The 10,025-nt window shown below is 66.4% G+C and carries 11 protein-coding genes and 2 pseudogenes; 5 read left to right on the plus strand and 8 right to left on the minus strand.

Translation table 11 applies throughout. The annotated features are described in order from the left end of the window. Positions 1-612: pseudogene (locus ACTS1X_RS08615) on the plus strand (DNA polymerase III subunit delta); the annotation flags it as partial. A gap of 11 nt (positions 613-623) precedes the next feature. On the opposite strand, the gene ACTS1X_RS08620 reads toward ACTS1X_RS08615, so the two are convergent. The 6 genes from ACTS1X_RS08620 to ACTS1X_RS08645 are packed head-to-tail and all read right to left on the minus strand — an operon-like array spanning position 624 to position 6,453. After that, the gene (locus tag ACTS1X_RS08620) at positions 624-1,535 is read right to left on the minus strand and encodes a ParB/RepB/Spo0J family partition protein (protein ID WP_442613980.1); all 912 of its coding nucleotides are present in this window, start codon (positions 1,533-1,535) and stop codon (positions 624-626) included. A gap of 11 nt (positions 1,536-1,546) precedes the next feature. Continuing rightward, positions 1,547-2,329, minus strand: coding sequence for a ParA family protein (locus ACTS1X_RS08625; RefSeq protein WP_442613981.1), 783 nt, complete (start codon positions 2,327-2,329; stop codon positions 1,547-1,549). After that, entirely contained in the window at positions 2,326-2,964 is a 639-nt protein-coding gene (gene rsmG, locus ACTS1X_RS08630) for a 16S rRNA (guanine(527)-N(7))-methyltransferase RsmG (RefSeq protein ID WP_442613982.1), read from the minus strand. Before rsmG ends, ACTS1X_RS08625 begins: the two co-directional genes overlap by 4 nt. Before the next feature lie 5 nt (positions 2,965-2,969). After that, positions 2,970-4,844, minus strand: a complete 1,875-nt coding sequence (gene mnmG / locus ACTS1X_RS08635; protein ID WP_442613983.1) for a tRNA uridine-5-carboxymethylaminomethyl(34) synthesis enzyme MnmG — start codon at positions 4,842-4,844, stop codon at positions 2,970-2,972. A gap of 60 nt (positions 4,845-4,904) precedes the next feature. Beyond that, on the minus strand, positions 4,905-6,209 hold the full coding sequence (gene mnmE, locus ACTS1X_RS08640) for a tRNA uridine-5-carboxymethylaminomethyl(34) synthesis GTPase MnmE (protein WP_442613984.1): 1,305 nt from the start codon (positions 6,207-6,209) through the stop codon (positions 4,905-4,907). Between the two features lie 10 nt (positions 6,210-6,219). Then, positions 6,220-6,453 carry a DUF6489 family protein gene (locus tag ACTS1X_RS08645; protein ID WP_442613985.1) on the minus strand — a complete coding sequence of 78 codons (234 nt, stop codon included), beginning with the start codon at positions 6,451-6,453 and terminating at the stop codon, positions 6,220-6,222. A gap of 67 nt (positions 6,454-6,520) precedes the next feature. Here ACTS1X_RS08645 and ACTS1X_RS08650 point away from each other — a divergent pair, with 67 nt between their 5' ends. From ACTS1X_RS08650 to ACTS1X_RS08665, 4 genes are read left to right on the plus strand one after another with little or no spacing between them, the layout of a single operon-like run. Further along, on the plus strand, positions 6,521-6,997 hold the full coding sequence (locus ACTS1X_RS08650; protein ID WP_442613986.1) for a methylated-DNA--[protein]-cysteine S-methyltransferase: 477 nt from the start codon (positions 6,521-6,523) through the stop codon (positions 6,995-6,997). Further along, positions 6,985-7,692, plus strand: a complete 708-nt coding sequence (locus ACTS1X_RS08655; RefSeq protein WP_442613987.1) for a dienelactone hydrolase family protein — start codon at positions 6,985-6,987, stop codon at positions 7,690-7,692. The genes ACTS1X_RS08650 and ACTS1X_RS08655 overlap by 13 nt, the downstream gene beginning before the upstream one ends. After that, complete coding sequence (locus tag ACTS1X_RS08660) at positions 7,689-8,087, plus strand: nuclear transport factor 2 family protein (protein ID WP_442613988.1); 399 nt, start codon at positions 7,689-7,691, stop codon at positions 8,085-8,087. Before ACTS1X_RS08655 ends, ACTS1X_RS08660 begins: the two co-directional genes overlap by 4 nt. A 56-nt stretch (positions 8,088-8,143) precedes the next feature. Then, positions 8,144-9,034: an aspartyl protease family protein gene (locus ACTS1X_RS08665; RefSeq protein ID WP_442613989.1), complete on the plus strand. Its 891-nt coding sequence runs from the start codon at positions 8,144-8,146 to the stop codon at positions 9,032-9,034. Here the strand turns inward: ACTS1X_RS08665 and ACTS1X_RS08670 are convergent. Next, positions 9,031-9,765, minus strand: a complete 735-nt coding sequence (locus tag ACTS1X_RS08670; RefSeq protein WP_442613990.1) for a TerC family protein — start codon at positions 9,763-9,765, stop codon at positions 9,031-9,033. The genes ACTS1X_RS08665 and ACTS1X_RS08670 overlap by 4 nt on opposite strands. A gap of 24 nt (positions 9,766-9,789) precedes the next feature. After that, positions 9,790-10,025: pseudogene (locus tag ACTS1X_RS08675) on the minus strand (transcription termination factor Rho); the annotation flags it as partial.

Genomic DNA, 10,025 nt, shown 5'->3' on the forward strand with positions numbered 1-10,025 from the left:
GGCCGCGACGCCGACCGGCTGGTGATCGAGATGGGCCAGGATGCCGGGCTCCAGATCGCGCCGGATGTTGCCCAGCGACTGGCCCGCGGCTGCCATGGCGACCGGGCGATCCTGGCGAGCGAGCTCGCGAAGCTCGCGCTCTATCTCGATGCCGCGCCGGACCGGCCGCGGCGGATCGAGCATGACGCGCTCGACGCGCTCGGCGCGAATGCCGACGAAGGCGATCTCACCCGCCTCGCCAACGTCGTGCTGTCGGGCGACTTGCCCGCCCTCGACCGGGAACTCACGCAACTGGCGAGCGAGGGGATGGTCGGAATCCCGCTCCTGCGGGCTATCCTGCGGCGGCTGCTGCTGCTCGCGAAGCTCCGCGCCGAGGTCGAACAGGGCAACAGCGCGCAATCGGTGATCGCCAGGGCGGGCCGCGCGATCTTCTGGAAGGACAAGGCGGTCATCACCGACCAGGTCGAGCGCTGGCACAGCGGCGCGCTGGCGACAGCGATCGAGCGTGCGAGCAACGCCGAACGCGCGCTTAAAAGCACCGGCGGTCCCGGTCTGGTCGCCGCCGACGAGGAACTGTTCGCAATCGCGCGCAAGGCGCGGACACTGCGCTAAGCCATTGTGATCTAGATTTTTTCGCCGGAAAGGCGCTGGCAGATCAGGTCGAGCTGGTCGAGCGAACGATAGGCCACGCTCACCGTTCCCGTTTTGCCGTCATAATCGATCGCAACCGACAGTCCGACCGCCTCGCTGAGCTGGCGTTCGAGCGCGACGATGTCCGCATCGCGCTCGCTCGCCGCCTTTTGCTTGGACCGGACGTCCCCGCCCGGCTTGGCGCGGCGCGCCAACGCTTCGGCGTCGCGCACCGAAAGGCCCTGCGCCGCGATCAGCCGCGCCAACGCTTCGGCGTCGGGCGCGGAGATGATCGCGCGCGCATGGCCCATATCGAGTTCGCCCGACACCACCATCGCACGCACCGCGTCCGGCAGGTCGAGCAGCCGGAGCAGATTGGCCACATGGCTGCGCGACTTGTGAACGAGCCGCGCGAGCGCCGCCTGGCTGTGCCCGAAATCGTCGATCAGCCGCTTATAGGCTTCGGCTTCCTCGATCGCGTTCAGATCCTCGCGCTGGATATTCTCGACCAGTGCGATCTCGAGCGTTTCGGCATCGTCGAAATCGCGAACGATGACGGGGACCTGGTGGAGATGCGCGCGTTGCGCCGCCCGCCAGCGCCGTTCGCCGGCGACGATCTGGAAACCCGCGCCATGCGGCCGGACGACGATCGGCTGGATCATGCCGCGCGCCTCGATCGAACGTGCCAGCTCGCCAAGCGCCTCCTCGTCGAAATGGCGGCGCGGCTGGTCCGGATGCGGCGCGATCTTGCCGACCGGCGCCATCTGCACGGCGCCCTCGTCCGGCGCGGCGGTGACCGACGCTTCCTTCTCGACCTCGCCCATGAGCGCCGAAAGGCCGCGACCGAGACCGCTGGGCTTCTTTCGGGCCGGTGCCTTTTTGCTGCTGGTCTTACCGTCGGTCATAGGCCTCTCTCTCAGGCGGCTTTCGCCTTTTTGGGCAGTCGGGCGATGGTTTCGCGCGCGAGCGCCATATAGGCCTCCGAACCCGGGCAGCGATAATCGTAGATCAGCGCCGGCAGGCCGTGGCTCGGCGCCTCGGACAGGCGGACATTGCGCGGAATCACCGTCTTGAACACGAGCTTGCCGAGCACCGCGCGGACATCTTCGGCCACCTGGCCCGACAGATTGTTGCGCCGATCGTACATGGTGAGGACGACGCCGAAGATCGATATATCGGGATTGAAGCGTTCTCGCACCCGCTCAACCGTCTGCAAAAGCTGGCTCAGTCCTTCCAGCGCGAAGAATTCGCACTGCAGCGGCACGAGCAGCGACGGGGCAGCGACGAGCGCGTTGATCGTCAGCAGGCCCAGCGAGGGCGGGCAATCGATAAGGCAGATATCCCAACGGCCGGCGGGCGCGTCGGCGAGCGCCATGTTGAGGCGCTCCGTGCGCGCTTCATAGTCGACAAGCTCGATCTCCGCGCCGGACAGGTCGACCGTGGCAGCCACGACATCGAGCCGCGGAACGCGCGAAGCGATCGCCGCCTCTTCCACAGTCGCCTCGCCGGTCAGCAGGTCGTAGCTCGACAGCCGCCGCTGATCGTGGGTGATCCCAAGGCCGGTCGACGCGTTCCCTTGGGGGTCGAGATCCAGCAGCAGGACCTTCCAGCCCGAAGCCGCCAGCGCAGTTGCGAGATTGATCGCCGTCGTCGTCTTGCCAACCCCGCCCTTCTGATTGGCAATCGCGATGCGGATCATGAACGTCTCCCGGGCCTCACGTTACGCGCCGTGACGATGAAAGCGCGTTCATCGGTCAGACTCGGCACAAGCGCGAAATCACCCTGCCATGTTCGCCGCGCCTCTTCCAGTTCTTCTTGCGCGCTTTTGCCCTTTGGCAAGAGCCATTGCGTTTCGGCGTGCGAAAAACGGTGCGAAAGGGCGAGGAGCTTCGGCAGCGGGGCGAAGGCGCGCGCGGTTATGACGTCATGGGGCGCGGTATCGACGCGCTCGAGTTTCCGGCCCTCGATGCGCACACGCGACCCCAGATCGAGCCGTTCGCGGGCCAGTTGGAGAAAGGCGATGCGGCGCGCGCGAACCTCCACCAGCGTCATGTCCATTTCGCCGATGATCGCCAACACGATGCCCGGCAAGCCCGGCCCCGAGCCCAAGTCCATCCAGCGTCCGTTCTGCTGCGCCCGCGATACGAGGCCGAGCAGCTGCGCCGAATCCCGGATATGGCGATCCCAGAGGCTTTCGATCGTAGAAGCAGAAATCAGGTTTTGATGCCGGGACTCGTCGAGCAACAGGGCGACGAACAGATCGAGCCGTTCCAGTGTTTCACGTGAAACATCCAGGCTCTCCGTCATCCATTTCTTGACGTCGCGTGCATCCATCGCCGTCAGGCAGCGCGCTTGCGGGAATGAACGAGAATGGCGGCAAGGGCGGCGGGCGTGATTCCGCGAACGCGGCCCGCTTCGCCGAGCGTGGCCGGGCGGGCGCGCTCCAGCCGCTCGACCATCTCGTTCGAGAGGCCCGCGATCGACGCATAGTCGAGCGTGACGGGTATCGGAACCCGCTCGTCCGCGTTAACCCGCGCAATCTCGCCGGCCTGGCGATCGAGATAGGGCGCATAGCGGACGTCCTCTATGGCCTCGTCGATTATCGCCTCAGCGACCCGTTCGAGCCGCGGATCGATCGCGCGCAGCATCCGCGCATCGGCGCCGGGAAGCCTGAGCCACTCGGCCAGGGTTCGGGTTTCGCGATGCTGGCCGATCGGCAGTCCGGCGCCTTCGATCCGGTCGGCGGCGATACGCCGCCCGATGGCATCGTCGACGATCGCCCGTTGCGCGGTTCTTTCCGCCACAAGCCTCTTCCGGTCGTCGCCGAGGGAGTTCCACGCCGCCGCCTTGTCCGACAGCCGCGTGACCGCATTGTCCGCCCGCAACCGCAGACGATATTCGGCACGCGCCGTCAGCATCCGATAGGGTTCGGTCACGCCCTGCAGGACGAGATCGTCGATCATCACGCCGATATAGCTGTCGTCGCGATCGAACCTGACCGGCTCCCGATCGAGCGCGCAGCGCGCCGCGTTGATGCCGGCCACGAGGCCCTGCGCCGCCGCCTCTTCATAGCCCGTCGTGCCATTGATCTGTCCGGCGAGATAAAGGCCGGACATCGTCCGGACGCCGAGATCATGGTCGAGAATGCGCGGATCGACATGGTCATATTCGACCGCGTAGCCGGGCTGCGCGATCTCCACGCGCTCTAGCCCGTCGATGGTGCGGAGGAAGTCGAGCTGGACGTCGGCCGGAAGCGATGTCGAGATCCCGTTCGGATATACATTGGGATCGTCCAACCCTTCGGGCTCGAGGAAAATCTGGTGTCCGTCGCGATCGCCGAACCGATGGATCTTGTCCTCGATCGACGGACAGTAGCGCGGTCCCTGTCCCTGGATCTCGCCGGAGAACAGAGGTGACCGGTCGAGCGCGCCGCGGATGATATCGTGCGTACGCCGGTTCGTGCGGGTGATCGCGCAAAAGACTTGCGGGTTGATCCGCCGCTCCGTTGCGAACGCCATAGTCCAGCCGTCCCCGTCCGACGGCTGGATCTCGAGACCCGCCCAATCGATGGTCCGTCCGTCGAGGCGGGGTGGAGTCCCGGTCTTGAGCCGCGCCATCGGCAGTTCGGCCGCTTGGAGCTGCTCGGCGAGCGCGGTCGCGGCGCGCTCGCCAACCCGGCCACCGGCCCGGTTATCCATTCCGAAATGGAGCTTTGCGCCGAGAAACGTCCCCGTGGCCAGAACAACCGAGGACGCGGCGATCGCCCTCCCGCCACCATCGAGGACGAGGCCGCGGACGGTCCGGCCGTCGTCCGACAGATCGAGCGCCGTCGCTTCGCCCTCGACAATCTCGAGCAACGGCTCTCCGGCCAACATCTCATGGATCGCGTTGCGGTAGAGCGTGCGGTCGGCCTGAATCCGCGGACCCCGGACGGCGGCTCCCTTGCTGCGGTTGAGCATCCGGTAATGAATCGCGGCGGCGTCCGACGCGCGGCCGATCATTCCGTCGAACGCGTCCACCTCGCGGACCAGATGCCCTTTTCCGAGGCCCCCGATCGCCGGATTGCAGGACATCGCCCCGATCATGTCGCGCCGCATCGAGACGAGCGCCGTCCGCGCGCCGATCCGCGCCGCCACCGCCGCCGCCTCGCAGCCGGCATGGCCGCCGCCCACGACGATCACGTCGTATCGCTCGCTGGTCCCGTTTTCTGCCATGGCGCGCCTTTATCAGGGCGGTTCGGCGAGTCCAAGATGTTTCACGTGAAACACCCGCCGCTACTTCCCGATGCAGAACCGCGCGAACAAGGCGTCGAGCATGTCCTCCACGCCGCCCCGGCCGCTCAGCCGGTCGAGCACGGATCGCGCCTGACGGATCGCTTCGACGAGCAAAATCCAGTCTCCCGCCGCCGCATCCTCCAGCGCCGCCACAGATTCGCGCAGCGCCTGGCGCTGCCGGTGATTGAGCGCGAGCTGGTCCTCGCGGGGCAGCATCGCGCGGGCACGCTCCAGCAGCAGCGCCCTCAGCTCCTCCATTCCCCGCCCGGTCTCCGCCGATATGGCGAGCGCCGCAGCCCCCGGCCTCGTCTCCCGGCCCGGTTCGTCCGCGCGCGGATGAAGGATCACGACATCGCCCCCCTCGGGCGCCGCGCCGGGTTCCCCTAGCCACAAGACGATATCGGCTGTCTCCGAGGTGCGCCGCGCGCGCTGCACCCCCTCGTCCTCAACCGCGTCCCCGCTTTCGCGCAGTCCGGCCGTATCGCTGAAAAGGAAGGCGAGGCCGTCCATCTCGACCGGCGCCTCGATCACGTCGCGGGTCGTCCCTGCGGTCGGCGAGACGATTGCGGCCTCGCGCGCGACCAGGGCATTGAACAGCGTCGACTTGCCGGCATTGGGCGGTCCCGCGAGCGCAACGCGAATTCCGTCCCGAAGCCGCTCGGCCGGCGGAACGGCGAGGACGGCCAGAATTTCACCGTGAACATCGCGAACGTGATCGAGCGCGAACGTTTCGTCATTCTCCTCGACATCGCCCTCGTCGGAGAAATTGAGCACCGCTTCAAGCCGCGCCTCGGCCATCAGCAGGCGTTCGCGCCAGCCGGCGATATGCCGCGCCAGCCCGCCTTCGGCCATCGCAAGCGCATGGCGGCGCTGGCTTTCGGTTTCTGCCGCCAGCAGATCGGCCAGCCCTTCGGTCTCCGACAGATCCATGCGTCCGTTCAGAAAGGCGCGGCGGGTGAATTCTCCGGCTTCGGCCGCCCGCAACCCCGGCATCGCCGCCAACATATCGAGGAGTTTCGCGACCACTGCGCGGCTTCCGTGAACGTGAAATTCCGCCATATCCTCGCCGGTCGCGGTATCGGGACCGGGAAACCAGAGTACGAGCGCCCGGTCGACCGGTTCGCCGTCTTCAGGGCTCCGCACCAGCGCGAGCGATGCCCGGCGCGGCGCGAACGTCCGGCCGGTCAGCGCCTCGAGCGCCTGGCCGCTTAGGGCCCCACTCAGCCGGATGATCGCGATCGCGCTCGGCAACCCGGCCGTCGACAGCGCAAAGATCGTCGCGCCGTCGTCCCCGGTCAACGCCATGGCATGTGCGTCACTTCTTCGCGCCGCCGATCTGGTCGAAGAAGCGCGTCCACATCGAAAGCCCCGCCTCGCTCATCGGGCCCCAGCTGCGCATCAGCTTCTCGATCGTGTCGGGCGTGATCCCTTCCTCCATCGTCTCCTTCATCTTGTCGAGATAGAGGTCGTGCACGGGCGTGAGGTCCGGCAGCCCCAGAAAGCGGCGCGCCTCCTCGGGCGTGCAATCGACATCGACGGTGACTTTCATTGGGCGCTCCTTAGCTGCTGGCCGCAAAATGCTGGCCTTTCCATACGCAATGCGCGAAACCCCGTCCATGACCTGCCATATTATTGCCAGCCCGATCGGCGCCATCGCGCTTTCGGCCAGCGATGATGCGCTGGTATCGGTCAATATGCTCGGCGAGACGGCCGAGCCCGACACGACCGACCATCGCCTGCTCAGGGAAGCCGCCCGCCAGATCCAAGCCTATTTCGCCGGCGAGCTGCTCCGGTTCGACCTGCCGCTCGCGCCCGCCTCGACCAGGCGCGGCAACGAATTGCGCGCCGCCGTCATGGCGATCCCCTATGGCGAGGTGCAAAGCTATGGCGAGGTCGCGCGCCGCGCCGATTCCGGGCCGCGCGCCATCGGCCGGGTGTGCAGCCACAATCCCCTGCCGCTGGTCGTGCCCTGCCATCGCGTGATCGCGGCGGGCGGAAAGATCGGCTATTATTCGGGCGGCGCGGGCATATCGACCAAGCGTTTTCTTTTGACACACGAGAACAGGCAGGAGACCAGCCCATGGGCAGCATGACCAAAATCCCGACACTGAGCGGCGGCGAGATGTTCGGCGCCTATCGCGCCGCGCCGGACAGCGAGGCGACGGCCGCGATCATCGTCATCCAGGAGATTTTCGGCGTGAACCCGGGCATTCGCGCCAAGTGCGACCATTGGGCGAGCCAGGGCTATCTCGCCCTCGCGCCCGATCTCTTCTGGCGGCTGAAACCCGGCGTCGAGCTCGATCCGGATGTCGAAAGCGAGTTCCAGACCGCGCTCGATCTGATGGGCAAATTCGATCAGAACCAGGGCGTGCGCGATATCGAGGCCACGATCCATGCCGCCCGCGACGAGATCGGCGGCGAGACGCGCGCCAAGGTCGGCTGCGTGGGTTACTGCCTGGGCGGCCGACTCGCCTTCATGACCGCCGCTCGCACCGATATCGATGCGAGCGTGGGCTATTACGGCGTCGGCATCGACGGCCTGCTCGGCGAGAAGCACGCGATCGCGCATCCGCTGATGCTCCATATTCCGACCGCCGACGGATTCGTCCCCGCCGAGGCGCAGGCCGCGATGCACGAGGGGCTGGACGACCACCCGAAGGTCACGCTGCACGACTATGAAGGGCTCGACCACGGCTTCGCGACCGAATTCGGCAATCGCCGGAACGACGAGGCGGCCAGGCTTGCCGACAGCCGGACCGAAGCCTTTTTCGCGGACCATCTCGGATGAGCGCCGATCCCCGCCTGCAGCGCTGGCTCGATCATATGGAGGGAGACCGGAGCGTCGACAGCCTTCGTCCGCTGCTCGCCGAGGACGCGACCTTTCATTCCCCCGTCGTCCACACGCCGCAGCGGGGCATCGACCTCACGACGGCCTATCTGAGCGCCGCCGACACCGTATTCGGCAATGGCAGCTTCGACTATGTGCGGATGATCGTCGACGGCGACGATGCGATGCTCGAATTCACCGCCGAACTCGACGGAATCCATATCAACGGCGTCGATATCATCCACTGGAACGCGGACGGCCTGATCGACGATTTCAAGGTCATGGTCCGGCCGCTGAAAGCGATCAACATGCTCTGGAAGATGATGGCCGCCCAACTCGAGAAACAGGCGGGCTGACCGGTTAACCCTTGTCATTCAACGGCTATTCACCCGGTTCGATCCACCCGAAGACCATGATGATGCGTGTTCTCGTCCTGATTCTCGCGCTCTGCGCGGCAACCGCCAGTCCGGCGCAGCGCGTCACCAGCCTTTCCATCGCAACCCCGTGGCTCGGCCTGCCCCAGGTCGATGTCACGCTCAACGGCACCATCGATGCGCGCTTCATCGTCGATACCGCCGCCAGCGAAACGATACTGACCGACGAGACGATCGCGCGGCTCGGACTGGCAGGGCGCGGCGAACCGGCCGAACTCGCGGGCGCCACGGGCAACAGCGCCATCGAATATTTCGAGCTGGCCAGCCTCCGGCTCGGCGCGCGCGAATATCGCCGGCTCGGCGCGTACAGCTTTCCGCGCCTCGCCGCGCCGGTCGAGGCGGACGGGCTGATCGGCGCCGACATATTGCGGCAGCATGTCGTGGAGTTCGACCTGCCCGGCCAGCGGCTGCGCCTGTTCGACCGACGCGCCGACTTTTTGCGGGGCGCGAGCGGCTGGATGGTCGTCCCGTTCCACGAGCGCGCCGACGGCCTGCTGATCGTCCCGGTCTCGGTCGGCCGGGTCCGGATGCCCGCGCTGTTCGACACCGGCGCCGTCCAGAACATCGTCAATCGCGAAGCCGCGCGCCGGCTGGGGTTGCGGCTCTTTCCCGACAGCGATTCCCGGGAGGCGATCACCGGCGCGTCCGGCCATGTGCAGGATATGAACCAGATCGAGATCAGCCGGTTCCGGATCGGCGACATGGGCTTCGGTAACTCGCGCGTCGGCATCACCGATCTCGCGGTCTTCGACACGCTGGAGATCGGCCGCGGCCCGGCGATGCTGTTGAGCGCCGACGTTCTCGCCGACCGGCGCTTCATCATCGACTATCCGCGCAACCGGTTGCTGATCGCGCGCGACCCGAGCTAGCCGAACAGCGTCATCAAGCCGATCTCGGGGTCGATCGTGCCTTCGTAGATCATCCGCACGGCGACCCAGAGGATGACCAGCAGCCCGATATAGGCGATCCATTTGTAGCGCTCGATATAGCGCGCGATGATATTGGCTGCGAGGCCCATCAACGCCACCGACAGCAACAGCCCGATGACGAGAATGCCCGGATGTTCGCGCGCCGCGCCGGCGACGCCGAGTACATTGTCGAGGCTCATCGACACGTCGGCGGCGGTCACGGCCCAGACCGCACCCCAGAAGCTGCGCGCGGGTTTCAGGCCCGAATGTTCGTCGCCCTCGATCTCCGCCGAGCCCGTGGATTCGCCCTCATGGCGCAGCTCGCGCCAGAATTTCCAGGAGACCCAGAGCAGCAGCAGGCCGCCCGCGAGAATCAGTCCGACAATGCCGAGCAAGACGCTGACGATCAGCGCGAAGAAGATGCGCAACACGAGCGCCGCGCCGATGCCGATCAGGATGACCTTGCGGCGTTGCTCCGCCGGCAGGCCGCCCGCGAGCGCGCCGACGACGATCGCATTGTCCGCCGCAAAGACGAGATCGATGAGCACCACCTGGCCGAACGCCGCCAGGGCGGCGGGCTCGTCCAGGTTGGAAAAGTCATGGATGATCGCCCGCCAGATTTCGGCCGGCGAACCGAGTCCGCCCTGTGCCGCATCGCTGGCGATATGGATCAGGGAAAAGAGATCGATCATCGGTCGGACACGGTTCCCTTCGTCCTACTGGTTCATCGAGTCGAAGAAATCCTCGTTGGTCTTCGAATCCTTCATCTTGTCGAGCAGGAACTCCATCGCATCGACCGTGCCCATCTGCATGAGGATCCGGCGCAGGACCCACATCTTGGCGAGATTGTCCTTGTCGACGAGCAGTTCCTCCTTGCGCGTGCCGGACTTGCCGACATCGAGCGCCGGGAAGATGCGCTTGTCGGAGACCTTGCGGTCGAGCACGATTTCCG

It is taken from the genome of Parasphingopyxis sp., from assembly GCF_052168275.1.
Taxonomy (GTDB): Bacteria; Pseudomonadota; Alphaproteobacteria; order Sphingomonadales; family Sphingomonadaceae; genus Parasphingopyxis.